This window comes from Actinoplanes oryzae (assembly GCF_030757795.1).
In the GTDB taxonomy this organism is placed as follows: domain Bacteria; phylum Actinomycetota; class Actinomycetes; order Mycobacteriales; family Micromonosporaceae; genus Actinoplanes.
In genome coordinates this window covers 1-20,675 of sequence record NZ_JAUQWH010000067.1, presented here as the reverse complement: position 1 = coordinate 20,675, position 20,675 = coordinate 1, and the positions used below count along the sequence as shown (strand labels likewise).

General features: G+C 70.9%; 20 protein-coding genes, 1 tRNA gene and 1 pseudogene. 9 read left to right on the top strand and 13 right to left on the bottom strand.

Annotated features, from left to right (window positions below):
* Positions 1–44: 44 nt before the first annotated feature.
* Positions 45–863, bottom strand: coding sequence for an SDR family oxidoreductase (locus tag RBH18_RS21935; RefSeq protein ID WP_306210703.1), 819 nt, complete (start codon positions 861–863; stop codon positions 45–47).
* A 91-nt stretch (positions 864–954) separates the two neighbouring features.
* On the opposite strand from RBH18_RS21935, the gene RBH18_RS21930 reads away from it, so the two are divergent.
* Positions 955–1,320 carry a winged helix-turn-helix transcriptional regulator gene (locus RBH18_RS21930; protein WP_306210701.1) on the top strand — a complete coding sequence of 122 codons (366 nt, stop codon included), beginning with the start codon at positions 955–957 and terminating at the stop codon, positions 1,318–1,320.
* On the opposite strand, the gene RBH18_RS21925 is transcribed toward RBH18_RS21930, so the two are convergent.
* The 3 genes and pseudogenes from RBH18_RS21925 to RBH18_RS21915 form a co-directional block, all read right to left on the bottom strand.
* Positions 1,307–2,866 carry a beta-N-acetylhexosaminidase gene (locus RBH18_RS21925; RefSeq protein ID WP_306210699.1) on the bottom strand — a complete coding sequence of 520 codons (1,560 nt, stop codon included), beginning with the start codon at positions 2,864–2,866 and terminating at the stop codon, positions 1,307–1,309. The genes RBH18_RS21930 and RBH18_RS21925 overlap by 14 nt on opposite strands.
* Positions 2,867–2,907: 41 nt before the next feature.
* Positions 2,908–3,129: pseudogene (locus RBH18_RS21920) on the bottom strand (hypothetical protein); the annotation flags it as partial.
* A 95-nt stretch (positions 3,130–3,224) separates the two neighbouring features.
* Positions 3,225–3,878: an HNH endonuclease family protein gene (locus tag RBH18_RS21915; protein WP_306210744.1), complete on the bottom strand. Its 654-nt coding sequence runs from the start codon at positions 3,876–3,878 to the stop codon at positions 3,225–3,227.
* Positions 3,879–4,155: 277 nt separating this feature from the next.
* Here RBH18_RS21915 and RBH18_RS21910 point away from each other — a divergent pair, with 277 nt between their 5' ends.
* Positions 4,156–4,839 carry a DUF4352 domain-containing protein gene (locus RBH18_RS21910; protein ID WP_306210697.1) on the top strand — a complete coding sequence of 228 codons (684 nt, stop codon included), beginning with the start codon at positions 4,156–4,158 and terminating at the stop codon, positions 4,837–4,839.
* 257 nt (positions 4,840–5,096) lie between these two features.
* On the opposite strand, the gene RBH18_RS21905 is transcribed toward RBH18_RS21910, so the two are convergent.
* Together RBH18_RS21905 and RBH18_RS21900 are read right to left on the bottom strand one after the other, a co-directional pair.
* Positions 5,097–6,158 (bottom strand): aspartate-semialdehyde dehydrogenase, encoded by a 1,062-nt coding sequence (locus RBH18_RS21905; protein WP_306210695.1) that lies wholly within the window; start codon positions 6,156–6,158, stop codon positions 5,097–5,099.
* Between the two features lie 6 nt (positions 6,159–6,164).
* Entirely contained in the window at positions 6,165–7,430 is a 1,266-nt protein-coding gene (locus tag RBH18_RS21900; protein WP_306210693.1) for an aspartate kinase, read from the bottom strand.
* Between the two features lie 142 nt (positions 7,431–7,572).
* On the opposite strand from RBH18_RS21900, the gene RBH18_RS21895 reads away from it, so the two are divergent.
* Both RBH18_RS21895 and leuA read left to right on the top strand, forming a co-directional pair.
* Positions 7,573–8,364 (top strand): hypothetical protein, encoded by a 792-nt coding sequence (locus tag RBH18_RS21895; RefSeq protein ID WP_306210691.1) that lies wholly within the window; start codon positions 7,573–7,575, stop codon positions 8,362–8,364.
* A 197-nt stretch (positions 8,365–8,561) separates the two neighbouring features.
* Positions 8,562–10,301 (top strand): 2-isopropylmalate synthase, encoded by a 1,740-nt coding sequence (leuA, locus tag RBH18_RS21890; RefSeq protein ID WP_306210689.1) that lies wholly within the window; start codon positions 8,562–8,564, stop codon positions 10,299–10,301.
* 107 nt (positions 10,302–10,408) lie between these two features.
* Here leuA and RBH18_RS21885 read toward each other — a convergent pair whose 3' ends face one another.
* Complete coding sequence (locus RBH18_RS21885) at positions 10,409–11,230, bottom strand: carbon-nitrogen hydrolase family protein (RefSeq protein ID WP_306210687.1); 822 nt, start codon at positions 11,228–11,230, stop codon at positions 10,409–10,411.
* 32 nt (positions 11,231–11,262) lie between these two features.
* Here RBH18_RS21885 and RBH18_RS21880 point away from each other — a divergent pair, with 32 nt between their 5' ends.
* Complete coding sequence (locus RBH18_RS21880) at positions 11,263–11,769, top strand: hypothetical protein (RefSeq protein ID WP_306210685.1); 507 nt, start codon at positions 11,263–11,265, stop codon at positions 11,767–11,769.
* Between the two features lie 136 nt (positions 11,770–11,905).
* Positions 11,906–12,997, top strand: coding sequence for a glycoside hydrolase family 19 protein (locus RBH18_RS21875; RefSeq protein ID WP_306210683.1), 1,092 nt, complete (start codon positions 11,906–11,908; stop codon positions 12,995–12,997).
* A 6-nt stretch (positions 12,998–13,003) separates the two neighbouring features.
* Here RBH18_RS21875 and RBH18_RS21870 read toward each other — a convergent pair whose 3' ends face one another.
* From RBH18_RS21870 to RBH18_RS21860, 3 genes are read right to left on the bottom strand one after another with little or no spacing between them, the layout of a single operon-like run.
* Positions 13,004–13,300 (bottom strand): hypothetical protein, encoded by a 297-nt coding sequence (locus RBH18_RS21870; RefSeq protein ID WP_306210681.1) that lies wholly within the window; start codon positions 13,298–13,300, stop codon positions 13,004–13,006.
* Positions 13,301–13,355: 55 nt separating this feature from the next.
* Positions 13,356–15,599, bottom strand: coding sequence for a putative bifunctional diguanylate cyclase/phosphodiesterase (locus RBH18_RS21865; protein WP_306210679.1), 2,244 nt, complete (start codon positions 15,597–15,599; stop codon positions 13,356–13,358).
* The gene (locus tag RBH18_RS21860) at positions 15,599–16,759 is read right to left on the bottom strand and encodes an FIST signal transduction protein (protein ID WP_306210677.1); all 1,161 of its coding nucleotides are present in this window, start codon (positions 16,757–16,759) and stop codon (positions 15,599–15,601) included. The genes RBH18_RS21865 and RBH18_RS21860 overlap by 1 nt, the downstream gene beginning before the upstream one ends.
* 48 nt (positions 16,760–16,807) lie before the next feature.
* On the opposite strand from RBH18_RS21860, the gene pyrE reads away from it, so the two are divergent.
* Positions 16,808–17,323: an orotate phosphoribosyltransferase gene (gene pyrE, locus RBH18_RS21855; protein ID WP_306210675.1), complete on the top strand. Its 516-nt coding sequence runs from the start codon at positions 16,808–16,810 to the stop codon at positions 17,321–17,323.
* Here the strand turns inward: pyrE and cutA are convergent.
* Positions 17,283–17,636 (bottom strand): divalent-cation tolerance protein CutA, encoded by a 354-nt coding sequence (gene cutA, locus RBH18_RS21850; RefSeq protein WP_306210673.1) that lies wholly within the window; start codon positions 17,634–17,636, stop codon positions 17,283–17,285. The two genes, pyrE and cutA, sit on opposite strands and share 41 nt — an antisense overlap.
* Positions 17,633–18,001, bottom strand: coding sequence for a MerR family transcriptional regulator (locus tag RBH18_RS21845; RefSeq protein WP_306210670.1), 369 nt, complete (start codon positions 17,999–18,001; stop codon positions 17,633–17,635). Before RBH18_RS21845 ends, cutA begins: the two co-directional genes overlap by 4 nt.
* A 261-nt stretch (positions 18,002–18,262) precedes the next feature.
* Here RBH18_RS21845 and RBH18_RS21840 point away from each other — a divergent pair.
* Positions 18,263–18,339, top strand: a tRNA-Pro gene (locus RBH18_RS21840).
* Between the two features lie 815 nt (positions 18,340–19,154).
* On the opposite strand, the gene RBH18_RS21835 is transcribed toward RBH18_RS21840, so the two are convergent.
* Entirely contained in the window at positions 19,155–20,048 is an 894-nt protein-coding gene (locus RBH18_RS21835) for a metallophosphoesterase (protein ID WP_306210668.1), read from the bottom strand.
* A gap of 25 nt (positions 20,049–20,073) precedes the next feature.
* On the opposite strand from RBH18_RS21835, the gene RBH18_RS21830 reads away from it, so the two are divergent.
* The gene (locus tag RBH18_RS21830; RefSeq protein WP_306210666.1) at positions 20,074–20,526 is read left to right on the top strand and encodes a GatB/YqeY domain-containing protein; all 453 of its coding nucleotides are present in this window, start codon (positions 20,074–20,076) and stop codon (positions 20,524–20,526) included.
* Positions 20,527–20,675: the final 149 nt, after the last annotated feature.

Sequence of the window (20,675 nt, the reverse complement as noted above, 5' to 3'; positions counted from 1 at the left end):
CAAAGCCCCTCCGGGCGACGTGCGTGAGTGGTCGCGCCCGAAGATCAAGACCTGAAGGCGTCGGCGTGCCGTGTCGCCCAGTCGGCGAACCGCTGGGGCTCCCGGCCCAGAAGATCGCGGACATCGGGGCTGATCCGCAGCTCCCCGAGCCGGGGCGAGCCGAGGATGTCCAGCGTGCCGGTGACCACGTCCGGTGGCATGAAGCGGGACATCTCCGCGCGCGCCTCCGCGGGCGACTGCTCGACGAAGTTCACCGGGCGGCCGATCGCCGCGCCGATGTCCCGTACCCGTTGGCGAGGTGTGCTCAAGGCCGGGCCGGTCAGCTCGTAGACCCGTCCGGCGTGACCCTCGCCGCGCAGCACCACGGCGGCCACCTCAGCGATGTCCGCGGGGTCGATGACCGGCAGGCCGACGTCGCCGAACGGTGCCGCCACCGGCCGGCCGGAGCGGACCGCCCCGGCCCAGGCCATAGCGTTCGACGCGAATCCCCCGGGCCGGAGGATCGTTCCCCCGTCGCCGACGGCCTCCTCGATCCGCCGGAGCGGGGCGTGCGACACCGACTCGGGCCGGGTGCCCGCGGCCTGCGACGACAGCAGGACGACCCGGCCGACCCCGTTGGCCTTGACGGCGTCGAGGATGTCGTCGATGTCCACGTCCGCCCCGGCGCCCGGGACCAGCAGGAACAACGCCGACGCACCGGACAGCACCGAGCGCAGCGAGCCGGGCTCGGTGAGGTCGGCGCTCCGGTGGCGTACTCCGGGAACCGCGTGCCGGGAAACGGCCGTGACCTGCTCTCCCGCCCGGACCAGCGCCTGGATCAGCGGCCGGCCCACGTTACCGGACGCCCCCGTCACCACGATCATGATCGCTCCGTCTCCCCGCGTCCCGTGTGGACGCGCGGGGCGAAGCTAGCATCGCGGGGATAGTAGGTACCTAGGAGAAAGTGACTATCCCGTGCCTGACGACCCGACCCTGGCCTGTCCCGTCTCCCCGGTGGTGGACATGGTCTTCAGCCGGTGGACGACGCCGATCCTGTGGAGCCTGAACTACCAGGGCAGACAGCGCTTCGTGGAGCTGGCGCGGCGGATCCCGGCCATCAGTCCCAAGGTGCTGACGCAGCGGCTCCGGCAGCTCGAGCGGGACGGGCTCGTGCGGCGGACGTACCACCCGGAGGTGCCGCCCCGGGTGGAGTACGAGATCACCGAGCTCGGGCAGAGCCTGGCCCCGATCTTCGCGCACCTCGCGGAGTGGGCGTCCACCCATCTCGACGAGGTGCGCGAAGCTCAGCGGGAGTACGACGTGCCGCTCACTCCCAGGTGATCTGCGGGGAGCGGTAGAAGTCGACGCCGCGGAGGGTCCAGCGGGGGCCGTAGGCGCCGAGGCGGGCGGAGAACGACGTCCAGTCGTGCGTGGCGGCCGGGGACCAGCCGAGCTCGGCGATGGCCGGCAGCCGCGGGAACGCCAGGAACTCGATGTCGTCCAGGTCGCGGAGGGTTTCCGACCACAGGGGCGCCTCGACACCGATGACCGCCGGGTCCGTGACGCCGGCGAGGTGGGTGGCGGGATCCCAGCCGTACGCGTCCCGCACCTCGATGTAGCCCGCCCACGACAGCCCGATCGGGGTCGACGGGTCGTACTTCTGATCGATGTAGGCCTTGTTCGCCGGGGACATGACGACCTTGGTGCCCTTCGTCACGGCGGCGGCGAGCGTGGGGTTGGTGGTGGTCGTGCCCCAGTACTGCGCGACGGCCGTGGCGGCCGCCGGGGACTTGGCGATCTCGTTCCAGCCGTACGCCGTCTTGCCGTACTTCGCGACCAGCGGCAGCACCCGGTTCTGGAACGTCACGTAGTCGGCCTCCGTGGTGGCGTGCGCCTCGTCACCGCCGATATGCAGGTAGGGGCCCGGCGTGAGCGCGGCCAGCTCGCGGAGCACGTCGTCGACGAACCGGTACGTCGTCTCCGACCCGATGCACAGCGAGCTGTAGCCGACCTCGGTGTCCGTGCGCGGCGGCGGCGCCACCCCGTCACAGGTGAGCTCGGGGTAGGCCACCTGCGCCGCGTTGACGTGCCCGGGCATGTCCACCTCGGGGATGATCGTCACGTACCGGGCGGCGGCGTAGCGGACGATGTCGGCGTACTCGGCCTGGGTCAGGAAGCCCGGACCCTCCCCGTCGACCCCGGGACCGCCGTTGTCCTGCGTGAGGCGGGGCCAGCTCTTGATCTGGATGCGCCAGCCCTGGTCGTCGGTCAGGTGCAGGTGCAGGTGGTTCACCTTGAACCGGCTGATCTCGTCGATGTACGCCTTGACCTCGGCGGGAGTGTGGAAATGGCGGGCCAGGTCGAGCATGGCGCCGCGGTAGGCGTACCGGGGGAAGTCTTTGATCGTGCCGCCGTTGATCGTCCACGCCGTGCGCACGACGGTGCGGGAGTCGATCTCCGCCGGCAGGAGTTGCAGCAGCGTACGGGTGCCGTTGAAGAGCCCGGCGAGCGCCGCGGCCCGGATGGTCACGTGCTTCGGGGTGACCGTGAGCGTGTAGCCCTCCCGCGCCCCGGTTCCGCCCAGCTGCAGCGAGATCGACGGCAGCCCGGGCAGCGTGGCCGGCAGCACCGGAAGGGCATAGCCGGTCGCCGGGCGCAGCTCCCGGGCCAGCTGGTCGGCGATCTTCCGGGCCGCCGGCGGCGCTGTGACGGCGGTCAGGGCGGTCAGACGGAACGTGGCGCCGGGCGCCGGCGTGACCTCGGCCGGTGCGGGAATCACGCGGGACAGGGCGGGGGCCTGCGGGGGAGCGGCTGTTGCCGGGCTCGCCACCAGGGGCAGAGCCAGCGCCGCGGCGGCAAGCGCACGGGAGATGACGTGAGTGGCCATGCCCGACGTTACATAGCCACGCGTCTATCAGTAAAGAATCCTTAGCCTTCGGGCCGGTGGAGGATCCCGACCGCGACGGCATGGACCGCGTCGAGATCGGCGGGATCCTTGAGCGTCGCCTTGGCGCCCGTGACCGCGTACCACTCCTCCGCGTCCTTGTATTGGACGCGGACCGTGACCTCGCCCGCCGCCAGCTCGGACCGCAGCGTGAGGTCGCCCGTGATGACGCCCACCTCGTCGGTCATCACCCCGCCCTGGCCCGCGGTTATGTCCGTGGTGCGCGCATTGTCACCCTCCGGCGCCGGGGCGGCGGTCTCCGGAGTTGCGGCGGGCTCGGTCATCGGTCCATCTCCTCAGGTCAGCACGTGGCCAGCATGTCGTCGAGAGCCGCCTTCTCCTTTGCCGTGACGGTCAGCTTCCACACGCTCTTCACGGTGATCCAGTCCTCGGCGTACTCGCACCACGAGCTTTCCTGCTCCGGCTTCCACGTGGACGGGTCCTGGTCGCCCTTCGACCGATTGGAGGACGCCGACACCGCGATGAGCTGCGGATCGTCCAGGTCGTTGGCGAAGTCCTCGCGCTTGTCCGTCGTCCACTTGTTCGCCCCGGACCGCCACGCGTTGGCCAGCGGCACCATGTGGTCGATGTCCACCTTCGCCGGATCCGTGATCTTGTCACCGTCGTAGAAACTGACCCACGTCCCGGCGACGACGTTGCACCCGGAGAACTTGACGTTCGTCCCGTCCCGCTTGAGGACCGAGTCGCGAACATCGCAGTTGGACCCGGTGTCGCGCCAGTGCGGGAACTTTTCCCGGCTGTAACCGCTCATCGACCCGGCCTTCGCGACCACGGTCAGCTCGCCGAGCTTGGCCTTGGCATCGGCGCCGGTGCCACCGCCGTTGCCGCCGTTGGACGAGCTCCCCGTCCCGGAGCCATCGGTGACTTGCACATCACAGCCGGCGGCGGTCACCGCCACGAGAGCGGCAGCAGCGACACGGAGCGAGAGAACCATACGAGGGGCCACGGACAAAGCGTATGCATACTTCGGACCTTTCGCGCGGCTCGTCACCCCTGCCGGGTTCCTCCCGCCCGGCGCGAGCGCCGTCCCGGAACGTGTCCGCTGTTCGGACGGACAGGTCAGCGACACGGCCAAGATCAACTCTGCCGTCCTGACACGATCGTGCCGCGATCAGCCGAATACCACTGGTGACGGTCCCCTGTGGCGGGGTCATGCCGCAGAGTGATCGAGCACTTTCTTTCTCCGGTTCGCTTTCGCAAGGAGCACTTCGATGTCGTACCCGCCGTCCGGCCAGCCCCCGATCCCGGCTCCCCAGCCCGGCTACGGCCCGCCGCCCGCGGCTCCCGCCAAGAAGAAGAGGACCGGGCTCGTCCTGGGCATCGTGGGCGGTGTTCTCGGGCTGTGCTGCGTGGGCGGCGTCGCAGCCGTGGCCTTCGGCGGCGGAGACGACAAGGACGTCACGGCCGCCCCCGCACCTTCGGATGCGGCGGAGGCGCCGGCGGCGGCGAAGCCGGTGCAGACCAAGGAGGCCGCCGAGCCCGCGAAGAAGCCGGACACGCCCGGGCTCGGCGACGCGGTGCGCGACGGCAAGTTCGAGTTCAAGGTCAGCAAGCTGGACTGCTCGAAGACGAAGGTCGGCAGCGACCTGCTCGGCGCGAAGGCGCAGGGCAAGTTCTGCCAGATCTCCCTCACCATCAAGAACATCGGCAAGGAGGCCCAGTACTTCGACGGCTCCTCGCAGAAGGCGCTCGACAGCAAGGGCACCGAATACTCCAACGACACCGAGGCGGAGATCTACGCCAACGAGGACAGCTCCACCTTCCTCAACGAGATCAACCCCGGCAACAGCGTCAAGGGCAAGCTCATCTTCGACGTGCCGAAGTCGGTCGAGCTGACGAAGATCGAGCTGCACGACAGCATGTTCTCCGGCGGGGTCGAGGTCGCCCTGTCCTGAGGCCACGCGGGTCGCGGAGCTTCTTCCTGCCCGGCGACGAGATCGTGGTGGTCTTCTCGCCGGACGTGCTCCGCGCCATGGGTCTCGAGGCCGCGATCTGAGCCGCCGCCCGGGTCGGAGCGCGGGGTCGCGCGGGGTCGCCGCAACCCGATCTGAGCCGGCGGCCCGCGTCGGAGCTCGGCGACGCGCGAAGTCGCCTCGACACGATCTGAGCCGCCGACGTCGGAGCTCGGTGACGCGCGGGGTGGCCTGGAGGATCAGCGCTTGGCGAGCTCGGCCGCGATGAGCTCGGCGAGCTGCACCGAGTTGAGGGCCGCGCCCTTGCGCATGTTGTCGCCGGTGATGAAGAGGTCCAGGGCCCGGGGGTCGTCCATCGCGCGGCGGATGCGGCCGATCCAGGACGGGTCCGTGCCGACCGCGTCGATGGGCATCGGGAACTCGCCCGCCTCGGGGTCGTCGACCAGGATGACGGCGGGGGCGTTGCGGAGGATGGCGCGGGCCTCGTCGGCGTCGACCTCGGAGCCGAAGACGGCGTGGACGGCGACGGAGTGCCCCGTGACGACCGGGACGCGGACGCAGGTGGCCGAGACCTTGAGGTCGGGGAGGCCGAGGATCTTGCGGGGCTCGTTGCGGAGCTTGAGCTCGTCGCTGGACCAGCCGAGGGGCTCGAGCTCACCGGACCAGGGGACCACGTTGAGCGCCAGCGGGGCGGGGAACGGGCCGAGGTCGTCGCCGACGGCCTGGCGGACGTTGCCCGGGCGGGAGCCGAGCGTGCGGTCGCCGGCGACCTTGGTGATCTGGTCGTGCAGGGCGTCGACGCCGACCTGGCCCATGCCGGAGACCGACTGGTAGGAGGCGACGACGAGCTCCCGGAGACCGTACTCGAGGTGGAGCGGGGCGAGCGCCATCACCATCGCGGTGACCGTGCCGTTGGGGCTGGCGGTCAGGCCGAGCGGGCGGTAGCGCAGGTGGTCCTTGTTGACCTCGGGGATCACCAGCGGGACGTCGCGGTGGAGCCGGAAGACCGCCGAGTTGTCGACGACCGTGGCGCCCCGGGCGGCCGCGATCGGGGCCCACTCGGCCGCGACCTGCTCGGGCACGTCGAACATGGCCACGTCGACGCCGTCGAAGACCTCCGGGGTGAGCTCCCGGACGGTCAGCTCCTCGCCGCGGCAGGGCAGCTGCCGGCCCGCCGAGCGGGCCGACGCGACCAGGCGGATCTCACCCCAGACGTTGCGGCGGGAGGACAGCAGCTCGCGCATCACCGTGCCGACGGATCCCGTCGCTCCGACCACGGCGAGGGTGGGCTGCGCGCCCATCGCCGGCTACCGGCCGGTGCCCGCGTAGACGACGGCCGTCTCGGTCCCGCCCAGCTCGAAGGTGTCGTGGACGGCGCGCACGGCCGTGTCGAGGTCGCTGTCGCGGCAGACCACGGAGACCCGGATCTCGGAGGTGGAGATCATCTCGATGTTGACGCCGGCCTCGCCGATGCAGGCGAAGAACTGGGCCGCGACGCCCGGGTGCGAGCGCATGCCGGCGCCGATCAGCGACACCTTGCCCACGTGGTCGTCGAAGAGCAGGCTCTTGAACTTGATCTGGTCCTTGATCTTGTCCAGCGCGGCCATGGCGGTGGGGCCGTCGGCCTTGGGCAGCGTGAACGAGATGTCGGTGCGCCCGGTGCCCTCGGTCGACACGTTCTGCACGATCATGTCGATGTTGATCTCGGCCTGGGCGACCGTCTCGAAGATGCGGCCGGCCGAGCCGGGCTCGTCGGGCACGCCGACGATCGTGATCTTGCCCTCGCTCCGGTCGTGGGCGACCCCGGTGATCAGTGCCTGTTCCACGTTCGGGTCCTCCATCGATCCGGTGACGACAGTGCCGGGCTTCTTCGAGTACGACGAGCGTACGTGGATCGGCACCTGGAACCGGCGCGCGTACTCCACGCATCGCAACATCAGCACCTTCGCACCGCCCGCGGCGAGCTCGAGCATCTCCTCGTAGGTGATCTTCTCGATGTGCCGGGCGTTCGGGACGATGCGCGGGTCGGCCGTGAAGACGCCGTCCACGTCCGTGTAGATCTCGCACACGTCGGCGTGCAGGGCGGCGGCCAGTGCCACCGCCGTGGTGTCCGAGCCGCCGCGGCCGAGCGTCGTGATGTCCTTGGTGTCCTGGCTCACGCCCTGGAAGCCGGCGACGATCGCGATCGCGCCCTCGTCCAGCGCGGTGCGCAGGCGGCCGGGCGTGACGTCGATGATCCGCGCCTTGCCGTGCACCGAGGTGGTCAGCACGCCGGCCTGCGAGCCGGTGTAGGACCGGGCCTCGTAGCCCAGGTTGTGGATCGCCATCGCCAGCAGCGCCATGGAGATGCGCTCACCCGAGGTGAGCAGCATGTCCAGCTCGCGGCCGGGCGGGAGCGGGCTCACCTGGTTGGCCAGGTCGAGCAGGTTGTCCGTGGTGTCGCCCATCGCGGACACCACGACGACCACGTCGTTCCCCGCCTTGCGGGCGTCGACGATGCGCTCCGCCACACGCTTGATGCGCTCGGCGTCCGCCACGGACGATCCGCCGTACTTCTGCACCACCAGGGCCACGGCAGCCGGCTCCTTCCCAGAGTCAATCGCTGACCAGACTAGCGGCGCGGGTCGCGTACCCCGGCATGCGATCCCAGATTCCGGCCCGGCGCCGCCGCGTGCCGTACGCCCCAGCCGCCCCCGCAGAGGCGAGAATGCTTCGATGCGAACCTCCGCCACGTTGCTCGCCGCCCTGCTCCTCGCCGGCATCGCGGGGTGCGGCGACGACGGTGGCGCGGAGCCCGTGCCGCCCCCGGCGAGTTCCGCCTCCCCGGCGGCCCAGCCGGACCCGGACGCCCGGCTGGCGCTCGCGGGGCGCGCGGCGCTGGCGGCGGACCGCAGCTACACCGCGGTCTACACCTTCAAGGCTTCCGACCAGGGCGAACGCTCCGTCATGGCGACGGTCGCGGCGGACGGCAGCTGGCGGGTCGACATCCCGGGCGGGGCGCTGGGCGGGGCCGTCGACGTCGCCATCGCCGAGACCGCGGCGGGGCTGTTCCAGTGCGCGCTTTCCTCCGCCTCGTACGCGATCACCCCCTCCTGCGTCCGGCTGGGCGACAAGGGCGAGCGCGTCCCCAAGAAGTACGACCCCAAGGTCGAGCGCGTCTTCCGCCAGTGGCTGCCCGTCTTCACCGACCGGCAGGCCGCGTTGTCGGTGGGCACGGCCCTGCCGCTGGACGGCTCGGCGGGTCAGTGCTACTCGGTGGACTCGATCTCGGCCTCCCTGTCGGCGCCCGTGGACGTCGGCATCTACTGCTACGCCGACGACGGGCTGCTCACCGCGGCGCGCGTGACCTTCGGCACGATCACCCTCGCGGGGACCCCGGCGGCGGGCCCGGCGACCATCGATCTGCCCGGGCCGGTCACGGGCGGCGAGCCGCTGAGCCTGGACGCCCCGCCGGTCGTACCCGTCGTCCCGTCGGCCTCGGTCGCCGTCCCCTCCCCGTCCGCGTGACGTTCCTGTTGATCTCACGATGCGGGCGTAGAGTTAGCCACGGCCGATGAGCTGACGTAGGGTCACGATTGACATGCTGCACGCGCTCCTTCTCCTTCGCTGCCGCGACGAGGCCCCATCCGAGGCCGGCACCTCGTCGCGGAGTTGACGCGCGCCGGTCGTTCCTCGCGAACCGACCAACTCTTCCAGGAGCCCGCATGTCCAGCGACGTAAGCGCCGATCCCATCGCCCGGCAGGCCCCCAGCCGGATGCCGTTCCAGCGCTACACCGCCTACCAGCAGCAGTTCGCCGTCGACCTCCCCGACCGCCAGTGGCCCGCCCGCCGCATCGAGACCGCCCCCCGCTGGTGCGCGGTCGACCTGCGCGACGGCAACCAGGCGCTGATCGACCCGATGTCGCCCGACCGCAAGCGGCGCATGTTCACGCTGCTGGTCGCGATGGGCTACAAGGAGATCGAGGTCGGCTTCCCGGCCGCCAGCCAGACCGACTTCGACTTCGTCCGCCAGCTGATCGAGCAGGACCTGATCCCGGACGACGTCACCATCCAGGTGCTGGTGCAGTGCCGCGAGCACCTCATCGACCGTACGTTCGAGTCGATCCGCGGCGCCAAGCGCGCGATCGTGCACTTCTACAACTCGACCTCCACGCTGCAGCGCAAGGTCGTCTTCGGCCTCGACAAGGCCGGCATCACCGACATCGCCACCACCGGCGCCCGGCTCTGCCAGAAGTACGCGGAGATCCACACGCCGGACACCGAGATCTTCTACGAGTACTCGCCGGAGTCCTACACGGGCACCGAGCTCGACTACGCGCTGGAGATCTGCTCGGCGGTCATCGACGTGATCGACCCCACGCCCGACCGCCCGCTGATCATCAACCTGCCGGCCACCGTCGAGATGGCCACCCCCAACGTGTACGCCGACAGCATCGAGTGGATGCACCGCCACCTGCCCCGGCGCGACAGCGTGATCCTCAGCCTGCACCCGCACAACGACCGCGGCACCGCCGTCGCCGCCGCCGAGCTGGGCGTGCTGGCCGGCGCCGACCGGGTCGAGGGCTGCCTCTTCGGCAACGGCGAGCGCACCGGCAACGTCGACCTGGTCACCCTGGGGCTGAACCTCTTCTCCCAGGGCGTCGACCCGCAGATCGACTTCTCCGACATCGACGAGATCAAGCGCGCCGTCGAATACTGCAACCAGCTGCCGGTGCACGAGCGCCACCCGTACGCGGGGGATCTGGTCTACACCGCCTTCAGCGGCTCGCACCAGGACGCGATCAAGAAGGGCCTGACCGCCCTGCAGCAGGAGGCCTCCGACGCCGGCGTCGACGTGGACGGCTTCGAGTGGGGCGTGCCCTACCTGCCGATCGACCCCAAGGACGTCGGCCGCACCTACGAGGCCGTGATCCGGGTCAACTCGCAGTCCGGCAAGGGCGGCGTGGCGTACATCATGAAGGAGGAGCACAAGCTCGACCTGCCGCGGCGCCTGCAGATCGAGTTCTCCGGAGTGGTCCAGCACGTCACCGACGCCGAGGGCGGCGAGGTCGGCCCGCAGGCGATGTGGGACATCTTCGCCGGTGAGTACCTGGTCGACCACCAGCAGTTCGGCATCATCGAGCTGGAGCGCTACACGACCGCCACGGTCGACGGCAAGCTGGAGATCGACGCCGAGATCCGCCACCGCAACACCCGCCGCCCGGTCACGGCGCTCGGCAACGGCCCGATCGACGCCTACTGCCAGGCCCTGGAGCCGCTGGGCATCTCGGTCCGAGTCCTCGACTATGCCGAGCACGCGCTGACCTCCGGCGAGGACGCGCAGGCCGCGGCCTATGTCGAGTGCGAGATCGGCGACCGCACGGTCTGGGGCGTCGGCCTCGACGCCAACATCGTCACCGCGTCGATCAAGGCCGTGACCAGCGCCGTCAACCGGGTCCGCTGACGTCCTGACCCAGGTGCGCCGCCGGTCACGAGCCGGCGGCCCCTCGCACGCCGTCCTCCACGAGAGAAGCGCGAGCCACGCCGCCCGGTCACCCCGGGCGGCGTTCTTCATGCCGACGTACGGTCGGAGCTGCGCGGATCCTCCACCCGCCGGCTGCGGTAGATCTCCCCCACCGCCGCCTCCGCACGCCACGGGCGGGCCAGATCGAGCGCGATGTGGAACTCGGGCGCCCCGCGATCCAGCGTGACCACGGCAAGATCGTCCCCGGGCCCGACCGTGGCCAGGACGCTGCCGTCGGGCCCGAAGACGGCCGAGGGCATCAGACCGGCACTCTGCCGCGGCACGGACAGCCCGAGCCAGTAGTTGTGGATCGCCGCGTGCGCCTGCGCCTTCCGGAAGAAGATCTCGTCGACGGGCCAGGCGGAAAGCAGCAGACAGTTGACGCCCAGCTGCTCGTACTCCGCGAAGAGGGTGGGAAAGTTGACCTCGATGCAGATGGCCAGCCCGAACCGGTAGCCGTCGACATCGAACACCACCGGCTCGAACCCCGGGCTGTAGAAGCGGGTGATCTCGGTGTTCGAGCAGTAGCGCTTGTCGTAGCGGGTGACGATCCGCCCCGCGTCCGAGATCACGTAGAGGCTGTTGTGCGGCCGGTGCGGCGGCGTCAGCGGGTGCGCCGACCCCATGACCACCCACAGCCCCAGCTCGGCGGCCAGCTCCGCGACCGACTCGAGCTCCTCGCGGACCGCCGGCCAGTCGACGTCCGCCCAGCCGGCGATCTGCTCCTTGGCGTACCCGGAAAGAAAGCCCTCGGGAAACTGCACCAGGCGCGCGCCGGAGGCAGCGGCCTCCCGCATGATCCGGCGCGCGAGACGCCCGTTGTGCCGGGCATCGGCGCTCCCAGCCGGCTGGGTGACGGCGATCCGCATGCGGACACCCTTGCACATAGGATCCGGTACCCATGGAACAGTGGGGCGCCGCCCTCTACGGCGATCCGTGCCGGGAGTGCGGCTTCGATTGGGCACTGACGCCGCGCGAAGCCGTCGAGTGGGTCGCCGGTTGGGGGCCGCGCGTCGAGGCTGCCACCCGGGACGTCGAGGGTGGCAGGCGCCGGCCCGAGGGTGGCTGGTCTGTCGCCGAGTACGTCTCGCACGTCGGCGACAATCTGCGCCAGTGGACCGAGCGGGTGCAGAGTGCCCGGCTCGCCGGAGAGCGTGACGTCGCGGGCTACGACCCGGACGCCCTCGCCGCCGCCCGTGGATACGCGACCCTGCCCCTCGCCGTCGCCGTCTGGTCCAGCACGCTGGCCGCAGTGACGTGGGCCGATGTGGTCGGCCGGGCGCTGGACGAAGGGGTGGAGTTGCGGCACGCCACGCGGGGGATTCAACGGGCGGCGGACGTGGCCCGGAACAACTGCCACGACGCCCATCATCACCTGTGGGACATCCGTCGGATCCGGCGGTCTTGAATCAATCTTTGAAGTTTCCTAAGAGAAGTTGACGGCGGCACCCTTTGTCTAGTTGAGTCGGGGGTATCCCATTGACGCCGCTGCGCCTCCCCCAGGGCGTGGCCGGCGTTTCCCCCGGTGCGGAAGACGGTGCTGCATGCCCAGAAAACGGCTCCTGGCAATTCTCTCGACGGTCGGTGTGGCGCTTGCGGGCGCCGCGGCGGCGGTGGTGCCCATGACCGCTTCGAATGCGGCCGAGGCCTGTGTCGCCGCGTACAGCAGCTCGGCGGTCTACACCGGCGGGCAGAAGGCGTCGTACAGCGGTCACAACTGGACCGCGAAATGGTGGACCCAGGGCGAGGCGCCCAGCACCGGCGGGTCCGGGGTGTGGGCCGACAACGGCGCCTGCGGTGGCGGCACGTCCACTCCGCCGCCGACCGGCACCTGCAATTATCCGAACTGGGTCGCGGGTCAGTTCTACGCGGCCGGGTCGATCGTGAAGTACACGAACGGCAACTACTACCGGGCGAAGAACGAGAACCCGGGCTACGACCCGGTGATCAGCACCTGGTACTGGGAGCCGTTCTCGTGCAGCGGGAGCACCACGCCGCCGCCCACCAATGGCACGAGCAGCTTCCCGGTGACCGAGGCGCAGTTCAATCAGATGTTCCCGAACCGGATCGGCTTCTACTCGTACGCCGGTCTGATCGATGCCGTGAAGAAGTATCCCGCGTTCACGACGACCGGCAGTGACACGGTGAAGAAGCAGGAGGCCGCGGCCTTCCTGGCGAACATCAACCACGAGTCGGGCGGGCTGGTCTACACCGAGGAGCTGAACCAGGCGAACTGGCCGCTCTACTGCGACGCGAGCCAGCCGTACGGGTGCCCGGCCGGCCAGTCGGCGTACCACGGGCGCGGCCCGATCCAGCTGAGCTGGAACTTCAACTACAAGGCGGCCGGCGACGCGCTCGGCATCGACCTGCTGAACAACCCGGACCGGGTCAAGAACGAGGCGTCCGTGGCCTACCAGACCGCCGTCTGGTACTGGATGACGCAGCGGGGCCCGGGCACGATGACGCCGCACGACGCGATGGTGAACAGCCGCGGCTTCGGCGAGACGATTCGCAGCATCAACGGCTCGCTGGAATGCAACGGGGGCAACCCGGCGCAGGTGCAGAGTCGCGTGGACGCGTACAACCGGTTCACGTCGATCCTGGGTGTCAGCCCGGGGGCGAACCTGTACTGCTGATTGCGCCTACAAAGACAGCGCCGGCCTGGTGGGAACGCCCGCCACGGTCGGCGCTGCCGGTCGCGGGGGCAGCTGGTGCGGAACGGGGTTCGGCACCATCATCGACTCGATGGCCGGGGCGACCGAGCGATTCTCGGTGAGCTGGATCAGGCGTGCGGCGCGGGCCAGGGAGCCCGTCTCGCCGTCGCGGAAGCCCTCCCGGTAGCCCTTTTCGTACCGTTCGCCGCGGCCCATGGCGCGGCCGATGGCGAAACACGAAGAGCCGGCGAGAGCGATCAGGAAGAGCAGCGCGAAGGGGGTCACGGCAGGCCTTTCGAGATTCGGATATACCGAAAATTAGTCGAAACCAGACAAACTCCTACCCCGTGCCGTGATCAATTACGCGTACGGGTGACCCGAGGATCTGCGGGAACTCCGCCGGATCCTTCGGGCGGCACAGGTGGTAACCCTGTCCGTAGGAGCAGCCGAGCCGCCGCAGCGCCTCCAATTGCGCCGCATTCTCGATGCCCTCGGCCACCACGCGCAGCCCCAGAATGTGACCGAGCTCGACGATCGTGCGCACGAGGGCGAGATCCTCTCCGGTGAGCTCGGCGCGGGCGATGAAGGCGCGATCGATCTTGAGCTCGTCGACCGGGAGCTCCCGCAGGTACGCGAGCGACGAGTAGCCCGTACCGAAATCGTCGATGGACAATTGCACGCCCAGCTCGCGCAGGCTGGAGAGCGAGGCCACCGCGGCGTCGGGATCGCTCATCAGCACCGACTCGGTCAGCTCCAGCGTGACGGCGCTCGACGGCAGCCCCGCCACGGCCAGCGCGCGCGTGACGTTGGCCGCGAAGCGCGGGTGGACCAGCTGGTGCCCGGAGACGTTGACGTTGAGGGTCAGGTCCGGATAGGTACGCCGCCACGACGCCACCTGCGCCGCGCTCGTCTCCAGCACCCACTGCCCGATGTCGACGATGAGCCCGGACTCCTCCGCGATCGGGATGAAGTCGACCGGCGACACCAGCCCGCGCGTGCCGCTGTGCCAGCGGATCAGCGCCTCCGCGCCGGCGATCTCCCCGGAGTCGAGGCGGACCAGCGGCTGGTACTGCAGGCGGAACTCCCCCTCGAGCAGCGCCTGTTGCAGCTCGCCGCGCAGGCTCAGATAGTTGAGCGCCTCGGTGTGCATGTGCGGCTCGTAGACGACGACGCGGGTCTGGCCCTCCTTCTTGGCCCGGTACATCGCGATGTCCGCCTGGTTGAGCAGCTCGTCGGAGCGGGCGTGCTCGGCCCGGGTGATGGCCACGCCGACGCTGGCGCCGATGAAGATGTCCCGCCCGGAGATGCGGAACGGCTCCTTGACCGCGACGATGATCCGCTCGCCGACCGAGATCGCCGACTCGATCGGGGAGTTGTGCAGCAGCACCGCGAACTCGTCGCCGCCGAGCCGGGCGGTGGTGTCGCTGGCCCGGACGCAGCCGCGGATCCGGCCGGCCACCGCGTGCAGCAACTGGTCGCCCGCCTCGTGGCCGAGGCTGTCGTTGACGCCCTTGAACCGGTCGAGGTCGATGAAGAGCACGCTGGTCGGCTCGGTGGCGGCCGCGCGCGCCGCCAGGACGCGGTTGAAGATCTTGAGGAACAGGCCGCGGTTGGGGAGCCCGGTGACCGGGTCGTGGTGGGCCTCGCGGACCGCTTCGACCGTACGGGCATCCGTGAGCGCCAGGCTCACCTGCTGAGCGAAGGCGGTCAGCTGGTCCCGGTGCTCGGTGAACCGGTCGGCCGGCCCGGGCAGGCGGGCGACCAGGCTGCCCGCCATCTCGCCGGTAACCCGGACGGGGGCGGCGATGACCGTCCCGGCCTCCGGATCGGTCAGGCTCACCGGCCGCATCAGGACGGTGTCCTTGGCCATCGCGTCCCGCGCCTCGGCGTGCGGGCCGTCCGGGTCGGCGAAGTCGTAGCCCTCGGCCCCGGCCGTCGACGCGACGCTGAGCCGGCGGGTGCGGCCGGCCTCGGCCAGGATCAGAGCCACCGGGGCGCCGCCGAGCAGGGCCGCCGTGCCGCTGGTCACCGCGTCCAGGATCTCGGGCAGCGGCTTGCGGTTGGAGATCGCGCGCTGGATCGTCAGCAGCGTCTCGACGAGCTGCTGGCGGGTTCGCGTCTGCTCCAGCAGGACCAGCCGCTCGGCCGCCTCCCGCTCCCGCTCGGCCCGCAGCGTGCGCTCGGCCGACAGCACCCGGATGCTGCGCAGGGCCAGGCCGAGCACCTGGGCCATGCCCTGCAGCATCTGGCGCTCCTCCGGCTGGAACGGCTCGTCCAGCCGGGCGACCACCAGAGCGCCGTCGACGCCGTCACCCAGGTTGCTCGGGACTGCGTACAGGTCGCCCAGCTCCGGCACGGACAATGTTCCCTGCGCCGACGCGACCGCCAGCAGCCCCTTGGTGGGGACATTGACACCGAAGCCCCACGCGCCGTGCACGGTGTCGCCGAGCACCACGGCGCCGGCCTCGGCCTCCACCATCTCGGTGGCGCGCTCCACGGCGACGGCGATGGCGGCGGCCTCGCTCGCGGACGCGTTGACGGCCGTGAAGTACTCCGTCAGCTGGTGAGTGGACCAGGTGAACATCAGGCGAGCGCCATCGTGACGAGGGTCAGGGCGTGCGTGCCGAGCGAGCCGCGTACCCGGGCGATCTCGCCGAGCGTGTAGGCGCCGCCGAAGGGCACGTCACCCAGGGCGGTGCGCAGGGCCTCGACTTCCTCGCGTACGCCGTCCGCGCCCAGCTCCGCCAGCCGGCCCCCGCAGTTGAAGGCGAGGACGCCCAGCGGCTCCTGACCGCCCAGCGCGTCCAGGGCCTCGCGGCACGAGGCCTCCGCCCCGGCGACCATCGAGTCGCGATCGCCCTCCATCAGCCAGCAGATGCTGCCCTGCGGCATGGTGGCCAGGCCCGTCACCGACCTGTCGTCCTGGTTCGCCTCGGTGATCACCCGGATGTCCTCGCCGCTGCGGCGCGACAACCCCACCGCCTCGATCCGGCGTCCCGGAGTGATCAGGTCCGCCGAGGGATCGAGCCCGCGGTGCCGCAGGAGGACGTCGAGCGCGTGCTCGCCGTCCAGCTCCAGGATCCGGCGCTGATCGCTGCGGGTGATGACCATGGGCGGCTCGACCCGGTGCCAGCCGTGCCCGATGCCGATGCCGATCGGGGCGTCCGAGCCGATCCCCACGCCGATCACCGCCCCGGTGACCACGCGGTCCTCGCAGAACTGGTACGACCGCGCGCCGCCCGTGTCGTGCGCGGTCAGCCCGCCGACCAGGGGCACAGCGGCGCCGAGCACGGAGTAGGCGCCCCGGACGATCTCGTGCGGGTTCCCCGACATGCCCTCGCACAGCAGCACGAGGGCCGTGTACGGGCGGTTGATGCCGGTCATGGCCGCGGCGACCTCCGCCCCGGCTTCGCGGTGACCGTTGCCGCCGACGTACGCGAGGAGCGTACCCACCTGGAAGCCGTCCCCACCCAGGGCCGTGACCGCCACGCCGCCCCTCGTCGCCCCGCCGGTCGAGGAAAGCTCGCCCAGGGCTGTCCCGCCCACGATCGCGGCCTCCGGTCCGGCCTCCGCGCGCACGGCGTCCAGCAGCGCGGGCAGGTCGTACGACGTCGAGGCGAAGACGAAGACCGCTTTCGGCGTACGCCCGGCGAGCGCGCCGGTCGTCGCCTCGGCACCGGCCTTCGCGGAGTCGGGGGCGGCACTGTGGCCCGCACCGAACCACCGACCCGGGGTGCTCTGCATGACCTCCCTATCGGCAGGTGGCGCGCATCACTGAGCTAGCTTGTTCGCGTGACTGACTCTGACCTCGCGCGGCAGGTCCGCGACGTAGCCCGGCTGACCGGCGAGTTCACCCTCCGCTCCGGCCGGATCGCCAACGAATACTTCGACAAGTACCAGTTCGAGGCCGACCCGGTCCTGCTCGACCAGCTCGCCGAGCGGATGGCCGTGCTGATCCCCGAGGGCACCGAGGTGCTGGCCGGCCTGGAGATGGGCGGCATCGCGGTGGTCACCGCCGTCGCCCGGCACGCCAAGCTGCCCACGGCCTTCGTACGCAAGCAGGCCAAGCAGTACGGCACCGCGCGGCTGGCCGAGGGCGCCGAGGTCGCGGGCCGCCGGGTGCTCGTCGTGGAGGACGTGGTCACCTCCGGCGGCCAGGTCGTCCTCTCCACGGCCGACCTGCGCAAGCTCGGCGCGCACGTGGACCACGCGCTGTGCGTCATCGACCGGCAGGAGGGCGGCTCCGAGGCACTCGCCGCCGAGGGCATCACGCTGCGGGCGCTGCTGACCCGCCAGGACCTGGCCTAGTCTCCTCCCGGACCCATTCGAGGTACGCGGGGTTGCCGCCGAGGACGGGCAGGGCGAAGACGCACGGTACGTCGTAAGGGTGCTCGGCATCGGCCCGCGCGACGATCTCGGGCACCAGCGAGGCGCGGGTGTGCAGGGCGACCCGCGCCTCGGGCTCGTCGTGGACGGCGCCCTCCCAGCGGTAGATCGACCGGATGCTGGTGACCTGCTGTCCGCAGGCCGCCAGCCTGTCCTCGACCAGCCGCCTGGTGAACGCGGCGAGCCACTCGGCGCCGGCGGCGGTGACAATGACCTCGCAGACGTCCTCGCTCACGCGTGAGTCACCACACAACCGTTGTCCGGATGCGTGGTGGAGGCGATGACGGCGTCGAGCCTGTCACGCGTACGGACCAGATTGGTGATCTGAGCGTCGATGCGCTCACGCTCGGCAGCCAGGATGGCCCGCGACTCGGGGGTGCTCTCGTTGGCGTCGACACAGGGCAGGAGACTGGCGATCGTGCTGCTGGACAGCCCGGCGCTGTAGAGCATCTGGATCAGCTGCACCCGCTCGACGGCCGGGTCCGGATAGTGCCGTTGCCCGCTGGGACTGCGCTCCGACCACAGCAGCCGCTGCTCCTCGTAGTAGCGCAGCGCCCGCACGCTCACGCCTGCCTTCGTCGCCAGCTCACCGATCCGCACCGTGACTCCTTGCCTCTGACGTCAACGTCAGGGTTGAGCGTAGCTCGCGCGCCGCAATGGCCCTCGCGGTGGGCGCCTCCCACCCAGGTCCGCCGCGCCCTTCGCCGCGCCCTTCGCCGCGCCCTTCGCCGCGCCCTTCGCTGGCCATTCGCCGGCCCTTCGCCGCGACCCGGTAAAGCCGTTCTGAGCTGGGCTTTCGTGCGCTGGGGGATACCGATTTCGCGGCTGACGGAGAGTCGGATAGTATTGACCAGCACGCAGCGGGGTGTGGCGCAGCTTGGTAGCGCGCTACGTTCGGGACGTAGAGGCCGCAGGTTCAAATCCTGTCACCCCGACCATGTGCGACGTCAGGGCCGGCTCCTTCGGGGGCTGGCCCTGACTGCTTTTCCGGGGTTGGCTTTCCGGGTGCGGCGCACCCGAGGCGGAGCGCGACTGTCCCCAGCCGAAGTCGCGACGGACCCGAGCCGAGCCGGGCCGAGTCGTGACGGAGCCGAGTCGCGACCGAGCCGAGCCGAGCCGTTACCGAGCCGAGTCGTGACGCGACCGAGCCGAGCTGAGCCGTGACCGAGCCGAGTCGTGACGGGGCCGAGCCGTGACCGAGCCGAGCCGAGTCGAGTCGTGACGGGGGCCGAGCCGAGGTCGATGTGCCGGCGGTGGGAGCGCGGCGCGGGGGAGGCCTCGCTGCCATTCTTGCCCGGGTGACTGGGACCGATCGCGTGCTTCGTCACATCGCCTGTCACCGCCGAGTCTCCGCCACTGCGACGCCCGCCTGTTGCCGCGCCGCGATGCCCTGGCCGACGGCGGGTCTCCGAGGCCGGATGCCCACGATGCGTTGCGCAGCGGCTGGGACGCTGATCAGCGCGTCGCGGCGGACCGAGGGCATCTGCCCCTACGCCGCCGGGCAGCCGGTGAGATGTGGCGGCGTCGGCGCCTGGCGAGCGCCCTGGACTGAGCACGGGCGCTCAGCAGGCCTCGCGGATGTGCGAGGCGCCCGCGTCCGGCATGCGTCCTGGCCTGCGACGACTGGTCATTTGCTCCAAGTTGTTGGAGAAAGTTGGAGCAAAGTTGGAGCTGGCGCTGGGCTCGGTGGTGGGCAGCGTGGCGGCGGTGGGACGGCCCGCGCGCCGGGTGGGCGGCGCGCGGGGTGGGTTGGTCAGCGGGGGATCAGGGTGAGGATCGAGGCTTCCGGGCGGCAGGCGAAGCGGACCGGGGCCGTCGGGTGGGTGCCCAGGCCGGCGGAGACGTGGAGCCAGGAGTCGGAGCCCGGCCAGCGGTGGAGGCCCTTGGCCATGGAGCGGGGGAGGTCGCAGTTGGTGGTCAGGGCGCCGTAGGTGGGGACGCAGACCTGGCCGCCGTGGGTGTGGCCGGCGAGGAGGAGGGCGAAGCCGTCGGCGGCCATGGCGTCGAGGACGCGCTTGGCGGGGGTGTGGGTGACGCCGAGGTGGAGGTCGGTGCCGGGGGTGGCGGGTCCGGCGACGGCGGAGTAGTCGTCGCGGTCGATGTGGGGGTCGTCGACGCCGACGAGTTCGATGGTGCGGCCGCCGGCCTTGAGGGTGGTGCGGGCGTTGTTGAGGTCGGCCCAGCCCGACTCGGTGAGGGCGGTGCGCAGCGTCTCGGTGGGCAGGTCGACGCCCTGGACGTATTCGCCGGAGCCGAAGACGTAGCTCAGCGGGTTCTTCCAGACCGGGCCGCGGTAGTCGTTGGAGCCGAAGACGAAGGCGCCGGGGAGGGCGAGGAGGGGGCCGAGGGCGCGCAGGACGCCGGGGACCGCGTCGGGGGAGGACATGTTGTCGCCCGTGACGATGACCAGGTCGGGGTCGGTGCCGGCGAGCGCGGCGATCCAGGACTGCTTGCGATGCTGGTCAGGCATCATGTGCAGGTCCGACAGGTGGAGGATGCGCAGCGGTTCGGCGTCGGGTTCGAGCACCGGGACGTCGACCCGCCGGAGCGTGAAGAGGTTGCGCTCGACCAGGGAGGCGTACGCGAAAGTGGCCGCGCCGGTGGCGGCCAGCGTGGCGGCGGCGGTGATAAAGGGGCGCTTGCGCATGGGAGCCAGAGTAGTTTGGGCGTCCATGGGAACGCTGAAAGACCGCCTGACCGATGATCTGCACACCGCGATGAAGAGCCGGGACGAGCTCGGCACCTCCACGCTGCGCATGGCGCTCGCCGCCGTCCGCACCGCCGAGGTGTCCGGGGATGCCGCCCGGGAGCTGTCGGACGACGAGGTGCTCGCCGTGCTGACCAAGGAGGCGAAGAAGCGGCGGGAGGCCGCGTCCGCCTTCTCCGGGGCCGGCCGGGCGGAGCAGGCCGCGAAGGAGAGCGCCGAGGGCGAGATCCTCGACCGCTACCTGCCGAAGCAGCTGTCCGACGAGGAGATCGCGACGCTGGTCAAGGGCGCGCTCGAGGCGGGCGGCTTCGCGAGCAAGGCGCAGATGGGCCCCGCGATGAAGGCCGCCCAGGCCGCCGTCGCCGGCCGCGCCGAGGGCGGCCGCGTCGCCGCCGAGGTCCGCAAGCAGCTCGGCTGACCCCATCGCCGAGGTGCGCGACCAGCTCTGCTGACCAGGCACAGAGAACGGGCGGCCACCCCGAGAGGGGTGACCGCCCGTTGTGGCGAGTAGGGGCTACCGCCCCGGCGGGTTGATGGTGATGGCGGACGGCATCGGCGTCACGCATC